We start from the raw sequence: 24256 nt of genomic DNA, 5'->3' as shown, positions 1-24256 counted from the left end.
TGAGGGTTTGTTAATCTAAATTGCTGGAGTAAAAAAACTACCTGATGAAATCTACATAGAATTAGGGAATTGGGAATAATAATGAGTAATCTAATTGCCAAAATCCCTAATTTTTATGAATCATCAGTCAATTGATACAACCACCGCCGCCAGATTTTTGCCAATGGTTTCGGTGGTTGTTCCTATTTATAATGCTGAAGCAGATTTATCAGCGTTGATTGCTTGTTTGTCGGCGCAAACCTACCCCCAAGACCGAGTAGAATACTTGTTGGTAGACAATAACAGTAGCGATCGCACCTTAGCTTTACTCCAAGAAGCGGCGGCAAATTCAGTAATTAAAATTAGTGCTTTAAGCGAAAATCAAATTCAAAGTTCCTACGCTGCCAGAAATACAGGAATTCGCGCTGCAACCGGAGAAATTATTGCTTTTACCGATGCTGATTGTCATCCCCAACCCCAGTGGCTAGAATCGCTCATTCAACCATTTGTTAATTCTGATGTGGTAATTGTTGCTGGCGAAATTACAGCACTTCCAGGTAACAGTTTATTAGAACAGTACGCCGAACTTCAGGACGTTTTATCGCAAAAGCACACATTAGCTCATCCCTTTTGCGCCTATGGACAAACTGCCAATTTAGCAATTCGCCGCATCGCTTTAGAAAAAGCTGGCTTATTTCGTCCTTACTTAACTACTGGTGGTGATGCAGACATCTGCTGGCGGATTTTGCGGCAAAATCTTGGGCGTTTAGAGTTTGCACCCCAAGCGACTGTACAGCATCGCCATCGTTCTACACTTAAAGAACTGACTAGTCAGTGGCGACGTTATGGACGCTCAAATCGCTATTTGCATGAATTACATGGGGTAGAACTGATGCCAGAATTGACGCTGGCAGAATATGGACATCGGTTGGGACGTTGGATGTTCAAAGAATTACCTAAAAATACGGTAAAGGCGATCGCAGGTAAAGCCTCTCTTGTAGATTTATTGAATACTCCTATTAGTGTCTTTGTTATTCAAGCTCGCGCGGCTGGGCAGAAAAACGCTAAGTTACCAGAAAATGCCAAGATAATTGCTTGGTTGTAAAAGTTAATAGAGGCTAGGGGCTAGGGGAATTTAACTTATTGAGATGAAAAATGTTGTAAGTTAGGAGATTTATAAGCTAAGTGACTACAGCTATATTTAAAATATTTTTGGGATGTATGATTTTATTCTTGTGGTAAAGATTACTAATGGCAGAAATTCAAATTGGGATTGAGGGTGAAGGCGCACCAGCCGCCGCCGAAGCTTTGTTAGAAATTCCTGGGATATCGGGGAGTTATGAAGTACCGACGCAGCGCGAGGGAACTTTGGCTGCTATAGCTACCATTGTCGGGATTGTTGGCGGTGTGGTGGCTTTAGCTGAACAAATCCGCAAATGGTATCAAGAATGGCAAGAATCCCATCCAGATAAGCAATTTGATGTGGTAATTCTTGACCCAGATACAGGTAACAGGATTTTTCTTGCAGACGCTACTATAGAGGAAATCACCGAAATCCTCAAATCTCTCAGCAAATAAAGTGCAAACTATCCGCATTCAACTCCGGGAAAGTACACAAGAAACTGTTGAACTCAGGTATTGGCTACCACAGCAAAAACACTATGAATCTCGTACTCTCAACTTGGCGGAAATTGCCGACTTGTTGAAACTGGGGAAACGAGAATACTATAATCTGCTGCCTAATTTACCAAACATCGGGCGGCAGTTATTTTATTGGCTGGATGGCGATGGTAGATGGCTGAGTCGTGCGATCAAAAATTGTCGCGGGGATGGATTAGTAGTTGCCATTGATACTACAGAATTAGCTCATTTACCTTGGGAAGTGCTGCATGATGGTGATGATTTCCTGATAAAGCGGGTGAATCCGGTAGTTTTGCCTGTGCGCTTGGTGGAGGGAGATACCGAACCTTTCACCGTAGAAACGCGACAGTTGCGCGTATTGTTTATGGCAACAGACCCAGAAAATGTTACTCCCAAATTAGACTTTGAACGGGAAGAAGCGCGAATTTTAGCTGATACCCAAGATATGGGTTTAGATTTGCGGGTGGAGGAAAGCGGCTGTGTGACTGAGTTGGGGAAAGTTTGGAGTCGGTATATTGATAGTTTTGATGTATTTCACCTGACGGGACACGCTTCCATTAGCGGTGAATCACCTTACACGCCTTATTTTATTACCGAGACGGAAACGGGAGAACGTCAGGAAACCACCGCCGCCGAATTAGCGCAAGTTTTCCGGTTTCGCTTTCCTAAGTTAGTGTTTTTGTCTGGCTGTCGTACCGGAGAAGCAGCCGCTAATGGTGCTGTCCCTTCAATGGCTGAGGCGTTGATTGCTCAGGGTGCTAGAACCGTGTTAAGTTGGGGTCGTCCGGTGGAAGATAGGACAGCGACAAGTGCCGCCGCACATTTATATGGTAAGTTGGCGGGGGGATATCAATTAGCGGAAGCTTTGGCTAGTACCTATCAATATTTATTTCAACAACAAGTTCAAGATTGGCACTTGTTACGGTTGTATGTGCGTGGTGAATGTCCCGGTGCGTTTGTGGAAACTTGGGGGGATGTACCTCTACCGCTAGTAGAAACAGCATATCAACAATTTTTAGATCCCCAGACGCAACAGGTGAGAGTAGCGACAGCAGCCGAGTTTGTGGGGAGACGGCGATATTTGCAGCGTTGTCTCAAAGAAATTCGCAATCATTTAGGGTTACTGATTCATGGCTTGGGGGGTGTGGGTAAAAGTACCCTAACGGCGCGGCTGTTGGAAAGGTTGGTGGGTTATGACAGGTTGGTGATTTATCGGGGATTAGATGCAGATAAATTGCGAAAAGTCTTAGCTGAACAATGTACATCAGAACAGGGGTTAGAAATTCTCAACGGCAATTTACCCCTGATGCAGCAACTCACTAAGTTTTTTCAGGAAGGTTTGAATACTCAAGAACAGCGTTTTGCTGTGGTGTTGGATGACTTTGAAGCAAATTTAGAATTGCGCGGGGATGGGGTGTATGTGTTACAGCCGCAAGTGGTGGAAGTGCTGCTGGCGTTGTTGAAAGCTGTACAAAATTGCCGACTTCCCCATAAGGTGATTATTACCAGTCGCTATGATTTTGTACTGCCGGAATTAAATCAACGCTTGCATCGAGAAAATTTGGCGGCGTTGCGGGATGCAGACTTGACGAAAAAGTATAGCAGGTTGAATGCTTTTAATGGGGTGTTGGCGATTGATGCTGAGTTGCAGTCACGCGCCAAGAAAGCAGCAGATGGTAATTCCCGGTTGTTGGAATGGTTGGATAAGGTTTTGCAAGATGGGACTTTGCAAGCGCAGGGAGTAGAGGCGATTTTGCAAAAGATGCAGGGGGAGGAGGAGAGATTTCGAGAGAATATCTTGGCTGAGGAGTTGCTGAAGTTGCAAAAGCCAAGTTTGCGGAAAATGTTGGGGAAGATGTTGGTATATGAGTTACCAGTTCCCAAGGCGGCGATTTCTGCGATTTGTGGTGAGATTTGTGGTTGGGAAGGAGATTTACAACGGGCGGCGAGTTTGGGTTTAGTGGAGGAAGTGACGGTAAATGGGGGAGAGGTGCTGTATCGTGTGCCTCGGATTTTAGCACCGTTGTTAGAGTTTGCAGGTGAGGAGTTGTATCCGCAAGCCGTAAAGGTTTTATATCGGCTGTGGTGGGAGGAGGCGAAAGGCGCGACGGAAGGGCAAAAGTTAGAAATTCATCGCTTGGCTTTGTTGGGGAAGGATGAAGGGATTGCGGCGAACATTGCGGAGAGAGTGGTTTATGAATGGTGGTATCAAAATCGATATCGTGAAGGAGTGCAGCTTTGTCAATCAACCTTAGAAGTTACTGAAGACTTTCGTGTTCTCACAAGAATAGCTTATTGTGAGCAACAATTAGGTAATGTTGAACCAGCACAAGAATATTATCAACAAGCTTTACAACTTTGTCCCGCAGAAGACGAACAAGAATTAGCATTAATTTATCACCAATTCGGTATCCTCAAAGGAGAACAAGGGGAAGTGGATGAAGCTATCGCTCTCTGCCATCAGTCTTTGGATATCACTGAACGCATTGGTAATGTCCGAACCAAAGCCGCGACGTTGCACCAACTAGGAGTTCTCTACGCCAACAAAGGGGAAGTGGATGAAGCGATCGCTCTCTACCAGCAGTCTTTGGAAATCAAAGAACGCATTGGTGATGTCCAAGGTAAAGCCGCGACGTTGCACCAACTAGCAGGTATCTACGCCAACAAAGGGGAAGTGGATGAAGCGATCGCTCTCTACTACGAGTGCTTGGAAGTTTTTGAACGTATTGGGAATGCTTATTGGAAAGGATTAACTTTATACAATCTAGCAGGTATCTACGCCAACAAAGGGGATGTGGATCAAGCGATCGCTCTCTACCAGCAGTCTTTGGAAATCAATGAACGCATTGGTAATGTCCAAGGTAAAGCCGCGACGTTGCACTGTTTAGGAATGATCTACGCCAACAAAGGGGAAGTGGATGAAGCGATCGCTCTCTACCATCAAGTCCTTGAAATTGATGAACGCGTTGGTAATGTCCAAGGTAAAGCTGCGACGTTGCGCGAACTAGGACGTATCTACGCCAACAAAGGGGAAGTGAATGAAGCGATTAAATTATTTCAGCAATCTTTAGAAATTAATGAACGCATTGGTTATGCTGAAGGCAAAGCCAAGACTTTGTGGAGGTTAGGACATTTGGCAGAACAACAGGGTGAATACGCTCAAGCCATATCCTATTTGCAACCAGCTTTAGAGATTTTGCAGAAGTTACAATCACCCGATGCTGAACAGGTAAGGGCGATGATTGAGAGAATAATTCGTAATTCGTAATTCGTAATTTACTGGATATGATGTTTGTGTTTGAAACCTTTTTACTCAGCAAGCATTTTCAACAACTCTTCTGGCAAGATTGCTGGCACTGAGGACGCTGTAAAATCGGCTTTATTTCGGGTGACAATTACTTCTAAATTAGCGTTCATCGCTGCTGCACTTGTCACTGCATCTTCAAAATCTTTAATTGAACTTTGCAAAGCTTGGTGAATTACTTTGTCTGTAACGCTGGCAACTTGTATGTGTTGCAATAAATTTTCTATCAATTTATGTGCTGCCTCACTGCCGATTTGCCGACGTAAAATATAGAAGATATTTGTAACAGCGTGTCCTGAAACAAAACCTTGCACTTGTTGTTTCATGACTGTATTTAACGCTTGTGCTGAGGCGATAACAAAAGGTTGACGTTGAGCTAAAATATCAAGCAAAACATCGCTGTCAAATAATACTCGCTTCAACTATATTTTTCCTCTAGGTAATTAACATAACTTTCCTGTTGATTTTCTGATTCTAAAGAAATTACACCTATTAGGCTTTTAGTCCAAGGATCAAGCTCAGATAAGTTTTCTAAGTTTTGACTAGCAGAAACAGCAGATGGTATTTGTTGTTTCTCCGTCACTATATTTTGCATTAAGGTAATAGCTTGACGCACAACATCGCTTTTACTTGCGCCTATTTTCTTTGCTAATTCTTCAAGGGTTTGATTTAGTTCTGGTGATAAATCCAAGGTTATGTAAATCTTTCCAGATGTATCAGTCATCGTTGTATACTGATGTAATAAGTTAGTTTTGGTAGTGAATAGAGACTTTAAGAGAATACAGAATCATTTGTAATTTACAGCAATTTAGGTGAGAGAATCGGGATCTACGCCAAGAGATCGCAACCTTTCCGCTAGTAATTGTACTTGTTGTTGGGCTTGCTGGGCTTGTTGCTTTGCTTGCTGGGCTTGTTCTTCTGGTGTTAACAACCGTTCCCCTTGTTCGTTATACCAATACACCCACTCGCGCGGAATGCCTAAATAAGTTCCTCTTTCGATGCCAATTCCTAAACCAATTTCTGGCAACCAAACATGATTTCCATCATGCAATAATTCATAAGCATTATTCACTAATTTATAAACTTCTAAACGCGGTTTACGGCGACGCAGTGGGTTGTAAACTACATAATATAAAATTCCCAATTTTGCATACTCGGCTTTCTTAGTCGAATACTCACCGCGATAAGTTTGAGATACCACCTCAAATACTAATATTGGTAGTTTCTTCTCTTCCCAAAGCACATAACTGGGGCGGAGGTATTCATCATAAAATCGCTCTACGCCCAAACTCAAAAACCCATCTGGGACGATCGCTGGTAAATCTGGGTCATAATAAATACCCATATCTACGCCAAAAAACCAATCCATGCGTTCTGGCCAAGCCATTGCTAGAAGGGCTTTGAGTAGACCGGGAATTAAATCTTGTAATTCATTATCCACGGGGGTATCGTCAGAGTCTGGCAGTTCCTCAGATGAAGGCAAGCAAGCTAATGGATTGTAATTTAGCATGATTGATATCCCGTTCCTCAATTATGAGTACATTTTTATTTTATAAATGAAAGTATCAGGATCTACGCCGAGCGATCGCACTGAAATATTGTCGTCTCACGCAGAAGTGAAAAACCGCGAAGAATCAATCTTTAAATTAGAACTTACGCATCTTGTTCAAATTGGTCGATGGCTTCGATATCATCAGAAATCTGAACGCATCGTTCTAATAAGGCAATATTGAGTTCTGGTAATATTTCACTTGCAGTAATCTGTTCGTAACCGTGAGTATCTAATAACTGAGTGGGTGTTTCTTCACGTAAATGATAAAGTTTGAGTTGATTGAATTGCCAAACCCAAACCTCAGCTACTCCTAAACGTTGGTAAATTTTTAACTTGTCCAGGCTACCACTAGTAATATTTACCTCTATAGCTAAGTCTGGGATATCTTTTTTCTCGCCAATGGCGTAGCATTCATCGGGTTCAACTCCAGCTTGTTTGAGTTGTTTTTTAACAGTAGAACTTCCCATTGGGCTGAAGCGGATTCTTTTTAAGTAGAGATAGCGTTCTATTAAAATTGCCAAACGTTTTTTAAGATTTTCATGTCTGATAGACGGTGAAACAATTTCTAATATTCCATCTATGTAAGTAACGCGGTAATGAGAGTTATCTTCTAGTTTGGCTAGTAATGCTTCATACATTTGCCAGTTTACGCCAGTAGTGATAAATTTTTCCTCTGGGTCATCAATTTGGGATAACTCTGGATCGTTTAAAAGTTCTGTCAGGCTACTGACCATAATTTGATTTCTCCTAGTAAGGTTTTCCTGGGGTCATGCCTGCACATATTTTAATTCACACCGCAGACAGGATTTTATGCTTTTATAATCTTTGTATCAACTACCTACGCGGAATGCAGCCAAAAAAGCGATCGCTATGCTTCAGTATCCTAATCTCGAACAGGCGCTAAAATATCACTTCGGTTATGATCAATTCCGTCCGGGACAGCGAAAAATTATCGAAGATGCGCTACAAAATCGGGATTTGCTGGTAGTTATGCCCACAGGTGGCGGTAAGTCTTTGTGCTTTCAGCTACCAGCGTTAATTAAGAAGGGATTGACGGTGGTGGTATCGCCGTTAATTGCGTTGATGCAAGACCAAGTAGAAGCACTGCGAAATAATAATATTAGCGCCACGTTTCTCAATAGTAGTTTGAATCCTTATCAAGTTCGCTCTCGTGAAGAAGCCATCCTGAATGGTAGGGTAAGATTACTCTATGTTGCCCCAGAACGGCTGATGAGTGAAAGGTTTTTGCCGTTTCTCGATTTAGTACATCACCAAGTTGGGATTTCTACCTTTGCAATTGATGAGGCGCACTGTGTTTCGGAATGGGGACATGATTTTCGTCCAGAATATCGCCAGTTGCGCTCGTTGCGATCGCGTTATCCCAATGTCCCGACGATTGCGTTGACAGCAACGGCAACTGAACGTGTGCGTTCTGATATTATTCAACAAATCGGGTTAAAGCAACCTAGTATTCACATTGCGAGTTTTAATCGGCAAAATCTGTATTACGAAGTCCGCCCCAAAACTAAATATGCTTACGCTGAATTATTAGAATTAATTCGAGAAATTGACGGTTCAGCGATTATTTATTGTCTGACGCGCAAAAAAGTTGATGAATTAACTTTTAAACTGCAAAATGATAAAGTTTCAGTTTTGCCTTATCATGCGGGATTAAGTGACGAAGAACGCAGCAATAATCAAACGCGATTTATTCGAGATGATGTGCGGGTGATGGTGGCGACTATCGCTTTTGGGATGGGAATTAATAAACCAGATGTGCGGCTAGTAATTCATTTTGATATTCCCCGCAATTTAGAAAGTTACTATCAAGAATCTGGGCGGGCAGGGCGCGATGGTGAACCTTCACGCTGTACAATCTTTTTTAGTTTTGGTGATATTAAAACTATTGAGTGGAGTATTAACCAAAAAACAGATGCCCAAGAACAGTTGATTGCTAAACAACAACTGCGACAAATGATAGATTATGCTGAGGGGACAGATTGTCGGCGGACAATTCAACTAAGTTATTTTGGCGAAAGATTTCTCGGAAATTGCGCTAACTGCGACAATTGTCGTCATCCCAAACCCGTGGAAGATTGGACAATTGAAGCGATGAAGTTTTTATCTTGTGTGGCGCGTTGCAAAGAAAGATTTGGAATGCTGCATATTATTGATGTGTTGCGGGGGGCAAAAAATCAGAAGATTACCCAATACGAACACGACAAGTTATCTACTTACGGTATCGGCAAAGATAGAAGTGTGGAAGAATGGCGAATGTTGGGGCGATCGCTGTTACATCAAGGTTTGCTAGAACAAACTAGTGATGGTTACTCTGTCTTAAAATTAAACGCCCACAGTTGGGAAGTGATGCGACGACAGCGCAAAGTGGAAATTGCTGTGTCTGCAACCCAAAAATTAACTTTAATCGAAGAAAGTCCCAAAGCTGCTGAGGCTGAAGAATTATTACATAAATTGCGATCGCTGCGTAAGCAATTGGCTGATGAACAGTCTGTTCCACCTTACGTAATTTTTCATGACTCGACGTTAAAGTTGATGGCACAGGTACAGCCTAAAACATTAGTTGAATTTGGCAAGTTATCTGGTGTCGGGAGTCATAAACTTGCCCAATATGGCGAAAAATTCTTAGCAGAAATTCGGACTTACCGCGAGGCGAAAAGTTCAGCTAGTTTTGATGTTGATGTGATACCTTCAGTCAGCTTAATTTCTGGAACGGAATTACAAACACTGCATTTACATCAACAAGGTTTAAGTGTCGCTGAAATTGCCAAACAACGCAAACTCAGCCCAACGACAATTGTTAGCCATCTCGCAAGATTAATCGAGAAAAATCAGCCTGTAGACTTATACCAAATTGTACCGTTAGAACATCACCAAAAAATTTGGCAAGTACTAGAAGTTCTCGGTGATATTCCCCTCACCCCGCTAAAAGAACAACTGGGTACAGCCTATACCTTTGATGAAATTCGCTTAGTCAAAGAAAAATGGCGACAAGAAAAGCGTAAATAAATTTTTTGGCGATCGCATCAACACATATTATTCCATGTTTCTCTACAGAGCGATCGCCCGACAGCAGCAATCAGGATTTTAGGAAATTTCAGAACTAGATACAGGTTGAGTTGCTACTTTAGCTTCAGCTTCGGTTTTGTCAGTCAAAATCACAGACAACAGCTTTGGCAACATCAAACAAGCCACAGTATTTACCAATGTCAGCAATAAACCATCTGTAAAGCTCATGTATATGCCCCTTTTTGCAAAATTTTGTTTGCTATTTACCTAGTGTGAAACATATTTTGTCAAATGAACTACATTAGTCCTTTTGATTTTCTTCTCATCTCCATAAGCTAGTTCAATATTTAGTTTTGTAAAATTTTGCCAGAATGATATTCCACGATCAGATTCTCCTCTGCTGAAGTAAAAATTTATCTGCGTTCATCCTCTTGAATCGGCGGTTAAATTTATATTGCTGTACTTCACCAGTATGGTAATAGTTATAAATAAGTGTGAATTTATGGATGCTAGATACTGATTAAGCAGTAAAATCCAAAAATATTAAAATAAATTGTAATTAGAGTAATTTTATCTGTTCATCAAGCACTTAAAGTATAAGTTCGATAATATGACTCAAGCACAAATCGAATCCAAATTATACAGTTTCGATGAATTTATCAAATGGTATCCTGAAAATTCAGAAGTTCGTTACGAACTGCATGATGGAGTCATTATCGAAATGCCAAAGCCAAAGGGAAAGCATTCAAATCTCACAGGTTCCCTAATCGAGCAACTATTGATAATTATTAGACAGATAGGCTTTGGTGGAGTTTGGATTATTCCCAGAGAATCGATTATCAAACCTAAACGAGAAAAATCAGGTTATGAGCCAGATATCATAGTTTTAAACAAACAAGTTCTTGGGAATGAACCCCGATGGGAAAGCGAATCAATTATTCAAAATCCTGATTCAGTCAAATTAATTGTTGAGGTGGTTTCTACTAATTGGCGTGATGATTATTACGATAAATTTCGGGATTATGAAGAAATGGGAATTGAGGAATATTGGATTATCGATTATGCAGCACTAGGAGCGAGAAAATTCATCGGTAATCCGAAGCAACCCACAATTTTTGTTTGTAACTTGGTTGATAAAGAGTATCAGATGACTACCTTTACAGGAAATATGACTATTGTTTCTCCTACCTTGCCTCAATTTAATTTAACCGCACAGCAAATTTTTGATTTGGCTTCGTAGGAAAACTTTCTAGATCCCCGACTTCTTAAAGAAGTCGGGGATCTAGGACTTGAACCCATTAATAACTAGAACATCTGGAACAAAAATGGGGACTGAATTTACAATATTGACTGCCTGTTACTGCATAAACCGTACAATAGGGGAAACTAGTAATTGCAACTGTAGCTTTTGTTGATGTGGTCGCTGTTGTAGATGCTTGATTAGACCTGATTTTAGCTAGAATCCCAGACAGAAACTTAGGTAATGCCAAACAAGCAGCCGCGTTGATTAGGGTGAGGTATATTGCATCTGTGAAATCTATAGGTAATCACCCCCATTGAAAAGTTAGGTGGTCACTGTTTTTGATGTTTGCCATCAAAAATTAAGCAATCATTGGTGAATGTATTGCTTAAAGTTTATATAACTTCACTCTAACATAAATTTTTATCAATACAATCGTTGGACTGACGAAATAACTGACACAATCCGCGATCTAGAAATTGAGGAGAGTATTGTAGTGTGGATAGCAGAATAAACTAGAACTTAAAAATTACTACAATTTAGGTAATGTGCTATGTCCAAGACCCAATCTGCATCTTCCATATTATTAAACATCAGTGAGAGAGAAAGGCTGGCATTTCAAGGTTCTGTAGATTACTCAAAAGTAAATTTACTCTCGGAGATTTGGCCTTTAGCTGCAAAAGAATTTGGGAATATTGTGGCATTGCGAAATCCCCATTCCAAACCAGAAACAGTTGTTACATATACTCAGTTAGCAGAACAAATTCAACAATTTGCGGCAGGTTTGCAAGCTTTAGAAGTCAAAGTAGGCGATCGCATTTCCTTAATTGCTGATAATAGTCCTCGCTGGTTTATCGCTGACCAAGGTATTATTACGGCTGGCGGTGTGGATGCGGTGCGTAGTTCGCAAGCCGAGAAAGAAGAACTGCTGTTTATTATTGCCAATAGCGGCAGTACAATTTTGGTAGTTGAAGATTTAAAAACCTTAAATAGATTACGCGATCGCCTATATGACTTGCCAATTCGCGTCATTATCTTACTCTCTGACGAAACGCCACCAACTGATGACGCACTCAAAATCCTGAATTTCAACCAGTTACAAGAAATCGGGGTAAATCGGACATTAGTCCGACCGCAACAGTCTCCTGATGACTTAGCAACGTTAATTTATACATCTGGAACCACCGGAAAGCCCAAAGGTGTAATGCTGTCCCACAGCAATTTAATGCACCAGGTGAAGTATTTGCGGGCGATCGTCCAACCACACCCAGGTGATGTGGTGTTGAGTATTTTACCAACCTGGCACAGTTACGAACGTAGTGGTGAATACTTTTTGTTATCACAAGGTTGCACTCAAGTTTACACAAACTTGCGTTCTGTCAAACGCGACTTGAGAGAATTTAAACCAAATTATATGATTGCCGTCCCCCGGTTGTGGGAATCGATTTATGAAGGTGTCCAGAAGCAGTTTCGAGAACAACCAGCCAACAAGCAACGCCTGATTAACTTCTTAGTAGGGACAAGCGAAAAGTATATCAAAGCGCAACGCATTGCCCAAGGCTTGAGTTTAGATCATATTCAGGCTTCCAGCGTAGAAAGAATTTTGGCTAAAATTCAAGCCTTGGCATTGTTACCGTTGCATATTTTGGGAGAAAAGATAGTTTATGCCAAGGTAAGAGAAGCCACAGGCGGACAAATCAAGCATGTGATTAGTGGTGGTGGCGCATTACCAAGGCATATTGATAACTTTTTTGAAATTATTGGTGTAGACATTTTACAAGGTTACGGTTTAACCGAAACTTCTCCCGTGACGAATGCGCGTCGTCCTTGGCGAAATTTCCGTGGTTCATCCGGTCAACCAATTCCAGGAACAGAAGTAAAAATTGTAGATCCTGAAAATCGCCAGCCTCTCCCAAAAGGACAACGAGGTTTAGTGCTGTTGCGGGGGCCACAAATCATGCAAGGCTATTACCAAAATCCCGAAGCAACCGCCAAAGTCATTGATGCTGAAGGTTGGTTTGATAGCGGTGATTTGGGTTGGGTCACACCAGAAAATGACTTGGTGCTGACTGGCAGAGCCAAAGATACAATTGTTTTGACCAACGGGGAAAACATCGAACCACAGCCAATTGAAGATGCGTGTTTGCGATCGCCTTATGTTGACCAAATCATGCTCGTAGGGCAAGATCAGCGCAGTATTGGTGCTTTAATTGTCCCCAACCTCGAAGCCTTAGCAAAATGGGCTGAAAGTCAGAACGTGCAAATAAATCTACCAACTCAACTCAGCACTCAGGACGGGCTAAACGCCTCGCTACCGCTAACAGCACTCAGCACTGGTGTTGACCTAGAGAGTAAAATAATCCAGGATTTGTTTCGCCAAGAATTGAATCGGGAAGTTCAGAATCGTCCAGGTTATCGTTTAGACGATCGCATTGGGCCATTCAGGCTGATTCTAGAACCGTTTTCTATTGAAAATGGCTTGATGACCCAAACACTAAAAATCCGGCGACACGTTGTTGCAGAACGCTACCGCGACCTGATTAACGAAATGTTTGCCTGATAAAGCAGAATTCAGAGTCAAGAATTCAGAATTCAGAATTGATGAAAAACAGTTACATTCTGAGTTCTGACTACTGACACCCTGATTTCTTTGTTGATAATTTCCAATGCAAACTTTATAGAGTGAACGCGAAATATGGATCTTTCCAACCCCCAACTACTTTTGAAGCGCATCGTCAATGTCAAAGTGATTGTAACTCCTTTGTGGAAAGAGGAAGTACAACAGCAATTACAAGCCCAGATCAATCAACTTGATCAGCAATTGCAGCAACTAGACCTCGAAGGACAAAGAGCGATCGCAGCCATTCAAAAGCAAAGTATCCAACCACCTAGCCCCCAAACTCTGCAACAAATCGACAACATCCAACTGCAAGTTAATCAAAAGAAAAGCGAATTCCTAGAGCAGAAAAACCAAATGCTGCAAAACCTTCAGCAAGTACAACTGCTGGAGTTAGATCAAGAAGTTAACCAATTTCAAATGGAAGGATTTTTCCGTGTCGAAAAAGGTGATAACTTAATTAGCAAAATGCAAGTTGAAATCGTCATCCGTGACGGCATTATTGAAGATATTCGCGGAGATATCTAAATAAAGTGTGAAATATGAAGTATGAAATCTGAAAATTTTATACTTCATACTTCACACTTCAGACTTTTACTTTGGCGACTCCCAGATTTACATTGTATCTGGGAGCCAGCCCAGATAATTTCCCAGACAGGCGGAGAACTAACTAAAAGCGATCGGCCAAAAGTATTCATTTCCACCCGATATTTAATCGCCGTTACAGCAGCACTGTTTTGGGGAATATGTGTAATTGTCACTAAAGCTTGATTAGGTTGCGGATAAATCACTTCAACCTTACGAATTCCTTTCTCTTCCCCCACATCTTCAATCGCATTTAACGCCAGAGTTTTGGGGTCACTCCCTTGCAGAGCCGAATTAAGACTTGTTAATGGTATAGATTTATAGTTAACTCGCTCTGGATAAACCAGATGATTTTCAGAATGTTGTATCACTGAAAATTGTTCTTTTTCGGGATTTTCAGTATTAATAACTGTTGCCGGAGGTTGATGTTGAGTGATATAAACACTAGTAGCAGCAGTAATAAAAATACTGAGTAATAAAATCCTCAGAAACTTCCACTTGCCTGACAGCATAAGCTTACAAAAATTTCCTACAGAACTAATTGTTAATTCTGAATTTTAAATTCAAGTTAAACCATTGATCCTATACACGTCCCTAAGAACAAAATCCTGATAAGTAAGTTTACATAATTATCTAGAAGACGCATTTCGACTTCGCTCAAGTTGTCAAAAAGCAATACAGACGGACTCTTATTGCACCTGAAAGTTCCTGTAAACATTTATCCACAAATACTAAAAGATTAATTCCTGTAGGGTGTGTGAGGCGCAGACTGTGTAGCTCATTCATCACCAAAACTATATACCAGCGCCTCACGCACCATCATCTGGCTACTTACAGCACTTTTGAAGCAAGCGAGGTACACCGTGAGTATTAAGTAATGAGTAATAAATAAATTTCTGACTCGTTACTCATTACTTAATACTCATTACTTTTTCCAATCAGTTGCTGTACCTCATAAACATCGAATCTGCTGTAAGATTTACTAACCTACCTATCTCCGCAAATTTGCGATAATATGACGCTAAATTCAGCGACTCATGTTTATGACCTCGAATTTTGCGCTTTTAAAGCGGATATATAATGTTTTTGACCCGTTCCGCCCTCTACCAGCAGGAGATCCGGCTTATGTTGATTGTTCAGAAGTGCGGGGCGACGGCGATATATTAGTAGAAATCGGCAGAGAGATTTTATACTCAGACAGAATGACCTCGCAACTGTATGCAGGTCATCGCGGTGCGGGGAAATCTACAGAATTGCTGCGGTTACAGAAATTTTTAGATGACGAAGGTTGCTTTGTAGTTTATTTTCCCGCCGATGAAGAAGATATTGACCCAGAAGATGCTCAATATACTGATATTTTGTTAGCTTGTACCCGCCACTTAGTAGAAGCCTTAAAAGATAGCACTCCCCCAACTGTTTTGTTGAATTGGTTACAAGAACGTTGGCAAGATTTAAAAGATTTAACACTCACTAAAGTTTCTTTAGAAAGTTTAAGTATCGAAGCTCAGATTTCTCAATTTGCTAAATTAACAGCAAATTTGCGAACAGAACCAACTCAACGCCAAAAAATCCGAGAACAGATTAATCCCCATACAGTTACTTTAATTGCGGCGTTAAATGAGTTTATTCAAGATGCTAAAAAGCACTTACATGAAGGATATTCTCAACTAGTATTAATTGCTGATAACTTAGACCGAATTGTACCCATACCGCAAGAAGATGGACGCAGCAATCATGACCAAATTTTTCTTGACCGTAGCGAACAACTCCAAGCGTTAGATTGTCATTTGCTGTACACAGTACCAATTTCCTTACTATATTCTAATCGCGCCGCCGACCTTGCTAATACCTATGGTAGTACTCAGGTGTTGCCGATGATTATGGTGCAAACACCTGAGAATCAACCATACCAACGGGGTATTAATAAAGTTACAGAAATTTTACAAAAACGCCTGAATTTGATAGACCCTAGTTTATCTATCGTCGATATGTTTGAAGAGCGAGGAGCATTAGAAAGACTATGCTTAATGAGTGGAGGTCATGTGAGAAATTTATTATTATTAATGAAGGAGGCGATTAAATACACTAACACTTTACCCATTCCGACTAGAGCTTTACTGCGTTCTGTTAGCGAGTTGCGGAATACTTATCGCAATACAGTTTTTTCTAATCAATGGGACGCACTGGCAACTGTGCATTATTCTAAAGAGATAGTAAATGATTCACTGTATCGAGATTTATTATTTAATCGCTGTATTTTAGAATATCGTTATTTAAATGGAGATGGAGAAAGTCAAGTTTGGTATGATATTCACCCTCTGATTAAGGGAATTAAAGAATTTCAAGATACCTTTAATCGATTGTATCCAGGATAGATGAATGCAACACTGTTAAAGATTTTTACCCCACCCTAACCCTCCCCTTTACAAGGGGAGGGAACAGTTTCCCCCCTTTACAAGGGGGGATTAAGGGGGGTAATTAGACTTATGTTTACACCGCAGTCTTTCCAAGAAGGGATTAATAGGATTAAAACCAGAACATAGAATTTTTAAAACATGCTCTGAAACTATCAAGCATCAAACAGTTAAAACTATGTCGCTAGAACTAACTGATTGGGATCAGGATTTACCGTCACAAGCAGAAGAAGAATATCAAGCCTTAGTGCGTACGCTTAATTTTACAGAAGGATTTGGGTTATTATTTGTGCGTTGCTCTCCGGCTGGAGGTGAGCAGTTAATTACCAAGGTAAAAGCAGATATTAGTAATAAAAATATTCAAGTTTTGCGACTTGAGAAAGCGGTAAATAATTTATATGAAATAATTGATAATTTAGAGAATAAAGCAGAAATCAATATTTTATTTATTACAGGTTTAGAGCATTCATTTTATGAATATGAAGAATGCAAAAGCTTACAGGGTTGGCAGAGTAAAGATATTTATTCATACAGTTGGAAAGGTGTACCACCTATTTTAATAAACCTGAACCAACAACGAGAACGGTTAAAGGATAACTTTAATATCTGTTTTGTGTTCTTGCTACCGATATTTGCAATTAAATATTTTATTCAACGTGCGCCAGACTTTTTTGATTGGCGTTCCGGTTTGTTTGAATTTCCTATGGATTCAGACACTTTAGAACAAGAATCATCGCAGGTTATTCAGGAGGGAAAATATGAGAAATATCTAGTTCTTACTCCAGAGGAAAGAACAAAGGAAATACTCAAGATTCAAGAATTGATTGGCGAAAATAAACAAACACTTGAACGACAATGTGATTTACTGATTAACTTGGGAAATTTGCATTTCGCTGGACAAGGTTACAAAGAAGCGATCGCCGCCTACGATAAAGCTTTAGAAATTAAACCTGATGACCACGATGCTTGGAACAATCGGGGGATTGCGCTGTGGAATTTAGGACGCTATGAAGAAGCGATCGCCGCCTACGATAAAGCTTTAGAAATTAAACCTGATGACCACGATGCTTGGTACAATCGGGGGATTGCGCTAGATGATTTAGAACGTTATGAAGAAGCGATCGCCTCATATAACAAAGCTTTAGAAATTAAACCTGATAAACACGAAGCTTGGAACAATCGGGGGAATGCGCTAGATAATTTAGAACGCTATGAAGAAGCGATCGCCTCATACAACAAAGCTATGTCCATTCAACCTGATGACCACCAAGCTTGGTACAATCGGGGACTTTCGCTACGAAAATTAGGACGCTATGAAGAAGCGATCGCCTCATATAACAAAGCTTTAGAAATTAAACCTGATGACCACGATGCTTGGAACAATCGGGGGAATGCACTCAGGTATTTAGGACGTTATGAAGAAGCGATCGCCTCATACAACAAAGCTGTATCGATTAAACATGATTTACTCGAAGCTTGGGGAAACCGGGGGATTGCGCTGGGGAATTTAGGACACCATGAAGATGCGCTCGCATCTTTTGACAAAACTTTAGAATTTAAACCGGATTTACACGAAACTTGGTACAATCGGGGGTATGCGCTAGAGAATTTAGGACGCTATGAAGAAGCGATCGCCTCATATAACAAAGCTTTAGAAATTAAACCTGATTACCACTATGCTTGGTACAACAAAGCTATCTATTATGCACTTAAAGGTAATATTGAGCAGGCATTAGAAAATCTACAACAAGCAATTAATCTCAATCCTGACAAATATCGAGAAAGCGCAAAAACTGACTCTGATTTTGATAATATTCGCCATGATAAACGCTTTCAAGCTTTGATTTAAGGTTAGCTACTGAGCAGTTAAAAAATATGTCAGACACAATCGATATTGAACAAGCTATATTAGAAAACCTCCGAAGTCTCTCCCATGACAAGCAACAAGAAGTGTTAGATTTCGTAGAATTTCTTGTGCAGAAAACTGCCAATCAAAAGCATTTAGTGAATGAAGCTGTATCCAAACCACAAAAACGTTTATCTCTCCAAGAAATTGCTAGGCTACCAATAGCAGAACGGCACAAAATCCTAGAACCTTTTATTGCAGCCACAGCCGAAGATTTTTTAACTGACACTGAATTAACTGAGTTTTCGGTTTTAGACGGCGAAGATTGGGAGATAGAAGATGACTAATCCCAAAAAAGGTGAAATTTGGCTAGTACAACTCGATCCCACCAGAGGACAGGAAATCCAAAAAACTCGCCCTGCTGTTGTGATTAGTTCTGATATTTTCAGTTCTATAGCCATGCGAATTATTATTCCGGTAGCAACATGGCAACCTAAATTCCAAAATCGCCCTTTCATGATTCCCATTCAGCAAACTGATGAAAATGGCTTAGATACAAACTCAGCAGGTAATGTTTTGCAAGTCCGTAGTGTAACAACTCAGCGATTTGTTCGGTGTTTAGGAAAAGTATCAGCAGCCGTTATGGAAGAATTACTGATTGCCTTATTTCTTTGTGTTGATTACGATCCTGAAAACAAAAACTGAAATTAAAAGCAACTATCATTTATTTTATTAAGTAAAGATACAGCCATCCAAAGAAAAATTTTAGAATTAATAGAGGCGATTCTTGTTAATAAGTTTCCTAATTTGAGCAGGGAGGAGATAAAGGCAATGTTAAGTTTGGAATTAATTAGAGGTACAAGAGTATATCAAGAGTTAAAAGAAGAAGCTAGAGAAGAAGTTAAACAAGAAGTCAAAGAAGAACTCAAGGCAGAAGCTAGGGAAGAAGTTAAACAAGAAGTAAAGGCAGAAGTTAGAGAAGAAGTCAAGCAAGAACTCAAACAAGAAGTTAAGCAAGAACTCAAGGCAGAAGTTAAAACAGAAATGATTGCCAAGCTGCTGCAACGTGGAATGAGTGTAGAAGAAGTAGCTGAGATATTAGAGTTAGATGTGGAAGTTATTAGAAATGTAGCAGGTGAGCAATCGTCTCCGTAGGAGACTGGAGTCGAGGTGCTGCTCCTTCTGCTTGTCCATTTGTATCATGCTTAAAGTAAAACGGTACAAGCTGCAACAATAGGCGAGAATTAATAATTTTCAGCACCGTCCAGATATTGTTGACTGCGCGGTGACATAAAATAGAAAGTCTAAAACTCTCTAGCCAAGATACAATTCGATCTGGCAAAAGCTGTTAAAGTCCATAAATTATTTATCGATTCTGAAACCACCATATATGAGCATTCACGAAATATTCATGCCGGCGCTTAGTTCCACCATGACCGAAGGTAAAATTGTTTCTTGGGTAAAATCGCCAGGGGATAAAGTGGAAAAGGGCGAGACAGTGGTGGTTGTCGAGTCAGATAAGGCAGACATGGATGTAGAAACCTTTTATGAAGGTTATCTAGCTCACATCATTGTAGAAGCTGGTGGCACTGCGGCTGTAGGTAGTGCGATCGCTTATGTAGCTGAAACTGAAGCAGAAATTGAAGCTGCAAAATCTCTCGCTAATTCCGGTAGCACTGCGGCGACAACTCCTGCGCCTGAAAAAGTACCAGCAACAGCCTCTGTCGGCGCACCCACAGCCGCTCAAAACGGTAACGGCTCGAACCACAAAGAAGGTAGACTCGTCGCTTCCCCCCGCGCCCGCAAGTTAGCAAAAGAATTAAAAGTTGATTTAACTAGCCTCAAAGGTAGTGGCCCCTACGGTCGTATTGTGGCTGAGGATGTGGAAGCTGTAGTAGGTAAGGCTAAACCAGCAGCCCCCGTAACCCCTGCACCAACTGTTGCACCAATACCAACCGCCGTCGCACCAGTCCCAGCAGCACCCGCACCAGTTCCCGCCGCCGCCAGCAGTGCAGTTTCTGGTCAAGTTGTACCTTTCACGACTCTGCAAAATGCTGTAGTGCGGGGTATGGTTGCGAGTTTAGCTGTACCTGTTTTCCGTGTCGGCTACACAATCACCACCGATGGTTTAGATAAGCTTTACAAACAAATTAAATCAAAAGGCGTGACCATGACTGCGCTACTGGCGAAAGCTGTTGCAGTCACATTACAAAAACATCCCTTAATCAACGCCAGCTATTCTGAGCAAGGAATTGTCTACCATTCTGATATTAATATTTCTGTCGCTGTGGCAATGGATGACGGAGGATTGATAACACCTGTATTGCGGAATGCAGACATGATAGATATTTATTCTCTCTCACGCAATTGGAAATCTTTAGTAGACCGCGCTCGCGCCAAACAATTACAACCAGATGAATACAACAGTGGTACGTTTACCCTGTCTAACTTGGGGATGTTTGGTGTCGATACTTTTGATGCAATTTTACCACCAGGACAAGGTTCAATTCTGGCGATCGGTGCGGCTCGTCCCCAACTAGTTGCTACTCCCGATGGTTTATTTGGAGTGCGTCAACAAATGCAGGTTAATATCACCTGTGATCACCGCATTATTTATGGCGCTCACGCCGCCGCCTTCCTGCAAGACTTGGCGAAGTTGATTGAAACTAACGCCCAATCTTTAACACTGTAACTTATGACAGCAGGCAGAAGAATTTGAGATTTGTGCCTGAATTTATGATCCTCTGACCGATAACACTGAATTAATAAAATCAAAAATAGAGACTTGGATTATTGAATAATTCAGGTCTCTATTTTTATGTTAACGGCTAGTAATAATACTGGACGTGAGTATTTATAACAACTATATTATGGAAGACATCTACAGCTAGGTTGGCTGCTGAATTTCGCAAAAACAGCCAAAAAAGGAGTTTATATGGCTTATCGCTACAAAATATTGTCGATTGATGGCGGTGGTATTCGCGGTATCATCCCAGGAATTATTTTGGCGGAAATTGAAAAACGTGCAGGTAAACCAATTTGTCAGCTATTTAATTTAATTGCTGGAACCTCAACCGGGGGGATTTTATCTGCTGGTTTAACCAAGCCTCATCCCCATCATCCCAATCAACCACATTTTAAGGCGGAAGATTTAATTGACATCTATCGCAAAGAAGGAAAGCGGATTTTTGCTGAATCTACACTAGCAAAAACTTTCAAACTTGATGATATTGTCAAGGCCAAATATTCTTCCAAAGGCAGAGACGAAGTTTTAACAGAATATTTGCAAGATACTGCCCTCAAGAAAGCACTAACTGACTTGTTTATTACTAGCTATGATATTGAATTACGGATGCCGATTTTCTTTGTCAATAATGTCAAAAACCAAAAATTAGGCGAAAACTTCCGCAAAATTTGTGATGGTTACACTATGAAGCAAGCAGGAATGGCTACTTCTGCTGCACCAACTTATTTCAAACCTTATAAAATTGATACTGTCGGCGAGAAAAGCGGTTACTATGCTTTAGTGGATGGTGGTGTATTTGCCAATAATCCTACATCTTTGGCAATTATGGAAGCTTTAATTTCATCTGCTAGACCTGATCCCCAAAACCCTGACAAAAAACCCCTGACTATCAATGATATTCTCGTAGTTTCATTAGGTACAGGCTCTCTGCTTCGTCAATATAATTACAATCAAGCTGTAAATTGGGGTTTGGTTCAGTGGGTACAACCGTTGCTGAGTATTACTTTGGATGGTAGTAGTGAGTCAGTAGCTTGTCAATTAGAGCAGATGTTACCACAAGCTGACGGTTATCCTAAACAATACTATCGTTTCCAAGGACAGTTAACTGAAGCTAATGACGATATGGATGATACTAGTCCAGAAAATATTGCTCGATTAATAACATTAGCACAACAGATTATTAAGCAACGAGATTCAGAATTAGATGAACTTTGTCAGCAGCTAAAATCAGGCATTAATCTACAAGAACAGCCAGAAAAATCTCTGGTTGTCGGGAGATAGCCTTTCAGAATCTAAAACTTCATCGCCATACCACATTATTCTGTAGAGACGCAATAAATTGCGTCTTTATTATTTCAGGACTTACGCACCAAAATTGTCTATATCTTTATTTGACTGCTATCTTCAACACGAGATTTTTAATTATAAAAATTTGTTGAATCGTAATTATACGATTTTCATTAAAAATGAAGAGTTTTTCATATTCTTTTTATGATTTTACTTTAAACTTACTTAGATATGAACGAATAATAATACAAAATTATGATTTTTATATGTTGAATAAAATATCGTAATTGTATCCTTTGTTTTGTGAGAAATTAATCGCAAAATTGACTCATGAAACGGCTAGTAAGGAACAAATTAAATTATGTCTCTCAAAAAAATTACTTGTAGTGTTCTTCTTTTGACATCTGCGATCGCATCTGTGGCTTATGCTGGTTCTGCCCATGCTATTAGCTTGACTTACACCGCAGGTGCTTACAGAACACCCAAAGTTACAAATGAAGGTGCGTTCTCGGAAAGTGTTAACAACAGTAATTTTGTCACTGTTGATTTCAATAATGTCAATGACAAAAATTTTAAAGGCAACGATCTAGTCGAGTACACATTCTCTAAAGGTAGCTATGCGACCAGCCCTGGAAGTACAGGTATTTTTAATGATCAATGGGCTCCGGCTGGTGTAAATGGTGAAGTCAACCAAAGCAAATATTTAGCAGTATTTGCAAATAACTCTGTCAGCATCAAAGCCAAAAGTGGTGGCGTTTTCAACTATTTTGGTTTGGATGCAGGTGCTTTAAGTGGTGGTAACACTTTTGAACTACTTAAAGGCGGGGTAACAGTAGCGAAATGGAACTTCGAGCAGTTGAATAAGATTGCTACCGTTGTTGGTATCAATATGAATAACCAAAAGAACGGCTTCTTTGAGTTTTTCTCTGACGGTAAAGACGATAACTTTGACGAAATCAGACTTTCTCAAGTTGGGGGTGGTGGTTTTGAATCTGATAACCACACATTTCACCTGGGTAAAGGTAAGTTCGCTCAAGCTCAAGCTACTCCTGAGCCTAGTGTTACTTTAGGGATGTTAGCCGTAGGTGGTATGTTCTTGTACCAACGCCGCAGACAAAAATTACAAAATAGCTAGTCAGCCTAGATTTGAAATTTGTTGATACGGGCTAAGTGGAGTTGTAATTGTATCTACAATAACTTTGACTAGGATAAAAGGATTTCGGCAAAGACCATAATTTATGATTATTTCTCCAGTACGCTTTTGAGTATCTGGAGATATTCGTATTTATCCATATTTTGCTATTTGAGAGAAAAACTGGGTGCTAGATTCAACAATATGGCGTATTTAGAGGGATTTGACTAAATATTTCACCATTCTGACTCTTAGATTTTGGCTCCTGAATTCTTAACTATGGGTATATCGTCAATATAGTAATTAATACAGATAACTCAATCAATAATTATGATGTCATTAATATAAGTTATCAATCCTGGTATACTTACGTTTAAGTTAACATGATATTTTTGTGATTTCTGCCGATAAATTATATCTTCAGGTAATTGATTATATACTCAGTTGGATTATATAAATTATGTAATGTGGCTACTTTGGTTAAACATTAAAATAGTTGAAATTATTCTTCAACGACATATTTTCCAGGAATTTACCCGAACATGGATATTATAGATTGTGCATTAAATAACATCTAGTAATTTGTGAACTGGCATAATTACTATGTTATTAAGATAGTTAAAGGCTAGTTGTCCAAAAGTTGTTATTAGTAATTTCACTCAGACATACTTAAATTAGTTTTATTTGTAAGTGATAAATTGTACAAAATAATGATTCTGGACTTTCTAAAATATGCAATTTTAAATGCGATTTATCTTGAAGAATTTGTCTTAAAATCACTCCACGGGTATAAGGCAGAATCATGGTTAACTCTTGCAACACTAACCGGGGAATATTATGGCGACAGGTTTGGGGATTAGCGGCTTTATTAGTAGCTATCATCCTC

At 40.1% G+C, this 24256-nt stretch carries 22 protein-coding genes and 1 pseudogene; 16 read left to right on the top strand and 7 right to left on the bottom strand.

The genetic code is table 11. The features are described 5' to 3' along the window. Positions 1 to 115 precede the first annotated feature (115 nt). From H6G79_RS06370 to H6G79_RS06360, 3 genes are all read left to right on the top strand, one after another. On the top strand, positions 116 to 1084 hold the full coding sequence (locus tag H6G79_RS06370) for a glycosyltransferase family 2 protein (protein WP_190590542.1): 969 nt from the start codon (positions 116 to 118) through the stop codon (positions 1082 to 1084). 146 nt (positions 1085 to 1230) lie between these two features. Further along, a complete protein-coding gene (locus H6G79_RS06365; RefSeq protein ID WP_190590543.1) occupies positions 1231 to 1557 on the top strand; it encodes a hypothetical protein in 327 nt (108 codons plus the stop codon). A 1-nt stretch (position 1558) separates the two neighbouring features. Then, on the top strand, positions 1559 to 4888 hold the full coding sequence (locus tag H6G79_RS06360) for a tetratricopeptide repeat protein (protein ID WP_190590544.1): 3330 nt from the start codon (positions 1559 to 1561) through the stop codon (positions 4886 to 4888). Positions 4889 to 4929: 41 nt separating this feature from the next. On the opposite strand, the gene H6G79_RS06355 is transcribed toward H6G79_RS06360, so the two are convergent. From H6G79_RS06355 to H6G79_RS06340, 4 genes are all read right to left on the bottom strand, one after another. After that, the gene (locus H6G79_RS06355) at positions 4930 to 5346 is read right to left on the bottom strand and encodes a PIN domain-containing protein (protein WP_190590545.1); all 417 of its coding nucleotides are present in this window, start codon (positions 5344 to 5346) and stop codon (positions 4930 to 4932) included. Then, positions 5343 to 5648, bottom strand: coding sequence for a ribbon-helix-helix protein, CopG family (locus H6G79_RS36615; protein WP_242048215.1), 306 nt, complete (start codon positions 5646 to 5648; stop codon positions 5343 to 5345). Before H6G79_RS36615 ends, H6G79_RS06355 begins: the two co-directional genes overlap by 4 nt. 84 nt (positions 5649 to 5732) lie before the next feature. Then, positions 5733 to 6434 carry a Uma2 family endonuclease gene (locus H6G79_RS06345; protein ID WP_190590546.1) on the bottom strand — a complete coding sequence of 234 codons (702 nt, stop codon included), beginning with the start codon at positions 6432 to 6434 and terminating at the stop codon, positions 5733 to 5735. A 143-nt stretch (positions 6435 to 6577) separates the two neighbouring features. Then, positions 6578 to 7210: a Uma2 family endonuclease gene (locus H6G79_RS06340; protein WP_190590547.1), complete on the bottom strand. Its 633-nt coding sequence runs from the start codon at positions 7208 to 7210 to the stop codon at positions 6578 to 6580. Positions 7211 to 7346: 136 nt separating this feature from the next. Between H6G79_RS06340 and recQ the strand changes: the two genes are divergently transcribed. After that, positions 7347 to 9503 carry a DNA helicase RecQ gene (gene recQ, locus H6G79_RS06335; RefSeq protein WP_190590576.1) on the top strand — a complete coding sequence of 719 codons (2157 nt, stop codon included), beginning with the start codon at positions 7347 to 7349 and terminating at the stop codon, positions 9501 to 9503. A gap of 78 nt (positions 9504 to 9581) precedes the next feature. Here the strand turns inward: recQ and H6G79_RS06330 are convergent, their stop codons facing one another. Next, entirely contained in the window at positions 9582 to 9731 is a 150-nt protein-coding gene (locus tag H6G79_RS06330; protein ID WP_190590548.1) for a hypothetical protein, read from the bottom strand. 382 nt (positions 9732 to 10113) lie between these two features. Between H6G79_RS06330 and H6G79_RS06325 the strand changes: the two genes are divergently transcribed. The 3 genes from H6G79_RS06325 (at position 10114) to H6G79_RS06315 (ending at position 13888) form a co-directional block, all read left to right on the top strand. After that, complete coding sequence (locus H6G79_RS06325; RefSeq protein WP_190590549.1) at positions 10114 to 10743, top strand: Uma2 family endonuclease; 630 nt, start codon at positions 10114 to 10116, stop codon at positions 10741 to 10743. Positions 10744 to 11296: 553 nt separating this feature from the next. After that, on the top strand, positions 11297 to 13303 hold the full coding sequence (locus tag H6G79_RS06320) for a long-chain fatty acid--CoA ligase (RefSeq protein ID WP_190590550.1): 2007 nt from the start codon (positions 11297 to 11299) through the stop codon (positions 13301 to 13303). A gap of 135 nt (positions 13304 to 13438) precedes the next feature. Continuing rightward, positions 13439 to 13888 carry a YlqD family protein gene (locus H6G79_RS06315; RefSeq protein WP_062295191.1) on the top strand — a complete coding sequence of 150 codons (450 nt, stop codon included), beginning with the start codon at positions 13439 to 13441 and terminating at the stop codon, positions 13886 to 13888. A gap of 44 nt (positions 13889 to 13932) precedes the next feature. Here the strand turns inward: H6G79_RS06315 and H6G79_RS06310 are convergent, their stop codons facing one another. After that, complete coding sequence (locus tag H6G79_RS06310; RefSeq protein ID WP_313933885.1) at positions 13933 to 14457, bottom strand: hypothetical protein; 525 nt, start codon at positions 14455 to 14457, stop codon at positions 13933 to 13935. Positions 14458 to 14988: 531 nt separating this feature from the next. Between H6G79_RS06310 and H6G79_RS06305 the strand changes: the two genes are divergently transcribed. The 9 genes and pseudogenes from H6G79_RS06305 to H6G79_RS06270 all read left to right on the top strand — a co-directional run bounded on the left by H6G79_RS06305 (position 14989) and on the right by H6G79_RS06270 (position 23373). Next, positions 14989 to 16320 carry an AAA family ATPase gene (locus tag H6G79_RS06305; RefSeq protein WP_190590551.1) on the top strand — a complete coding sequence of 444 codons (1332 nt, stop codon included), beginning with the start codon at positions 14989 to 14991 and terminating at the stop codon, positions 16318 to 16320. Between the two features lie 217 nt (positions 16321 to 16537). Then, complete coding sequence (locus H6G79_RS06300; RefSeq protein WP_191049344.1) at positions 16538 to 18208, top strand: tetratricopeptide repeat protein; 1671 nt, start codon at positions 16538 to 16540, stop codon at positions 18206 to 18208. 26 nt (positions 18209 to 18234) lie between these two features. Next, positions 18235 to 18552: a DUF2281 domain-containing protein gene (locus tag H6G79_RS06295; protein WP_190590553.1), complete on the top strand. Its 318-nt coding sequence runs from the start codon at positions 18235 to 18237 to the stop codon at positions 18550 to 18552. After that, on the top strand, positions 18545 to 18910 hold the full coding sequence (locus H6G79_RS06290) for a type II toxin-antitoxin system PemK/MazF family toxin (RefSeq protein ID WP_190590554.1): 366 nt from the start codon (positions 18545 to 18547) through the stop codon (positions 18908 to 18910). The genes H6G79_RS06295 and H6G79_RS06290 overlap by 8 nt, the downstream gene beginning before the upstream one ends. Before the next feature lie 21 nt (positions 18911 to 18931). Beyond that, positions 18932 to 19030, top strand: a pseudogene (locus H6G79_RS37260) (DUF2887 domain-containing protein); the annotation flags it as partial. 6 nt (positions 19031 to 19036) lie between these two features. Beyond that, positions 19037 to 19360: a hypothetical protein gene (locus H6G79_RS06285; RefSeq protein WP_242048214.1), complete on the top strand. Its 324-nt coding sequence runs from the start codon at positions 19037 to 19039 to the stop codon at positions 19358 to 19360. Between the two features lie 235 nt (positions 19361 to 19595). Further along, complete coding sequence (locus H6G79_RS06280) at positions 19596 to 20897, top strand: dihydrolipoamide acetyltransferase family protein (RefSeq protein ID WP_190590555.1); 1302 nt, start codon at positions 19596 to 19598, stop codon at positions 20895 to 20897. 243 nt (positions 20898 to 21140) lie between these two features. Then, positions 21141 to 22232 (top strand): patatin-like phospholipase family protein, encoded by a 1092-nt coding sequence (locus H6G79_RS06275; protein WP_190590556.1) that lies wholly within the window; start codon positions 21141 to 21143, stop codon positions 22230 to 22232. A 367-nt stretch (positions 22233 to 22599) separates the two neighbouring features. Then, positions 22600 to 23373, top strand: a complete 774-nt coding sequence (locus H6G79_RS06270; RefSeq protein WP_190590557.1) for a PEP-CTERM sorting domain-containing protein — start codon at positions 22600 to 22602, stop codon at positions 23371 to 23373. Between the two features lie 666 nt (positions 23374 to 24039). Here H6G79_RS06270 and H6G79_RS06265 read toward each other — a convergent pair. Then, positions 24040 to 24252, bottom strand: a complete 213-nt coding sequence (locus H6G79_RS06265; protein ID WP_190590578.1) for a hypothetical protein — start codon at positions 24250 to 24252, stop codon at positions 24040 to 24042. Between the last annotated feature and the right edge of the window lie 4 nt (positions 24253 to 24256).

Source organism: Anabaena sp. FACHB-83 (assembly GCF_014697485.1).
Classification (GTDB): domain Bacteria; phylum Cyanobacteriota; class Cyanobacteriia; order Cyanobacteriales; family Nostocaceae; genus Nostoc_B.
The sequence above is the reverse complement of the archived record's forward strand: the minus strand, read 5'-3'. Positions and strand labels throughout refer to the sequence as shown.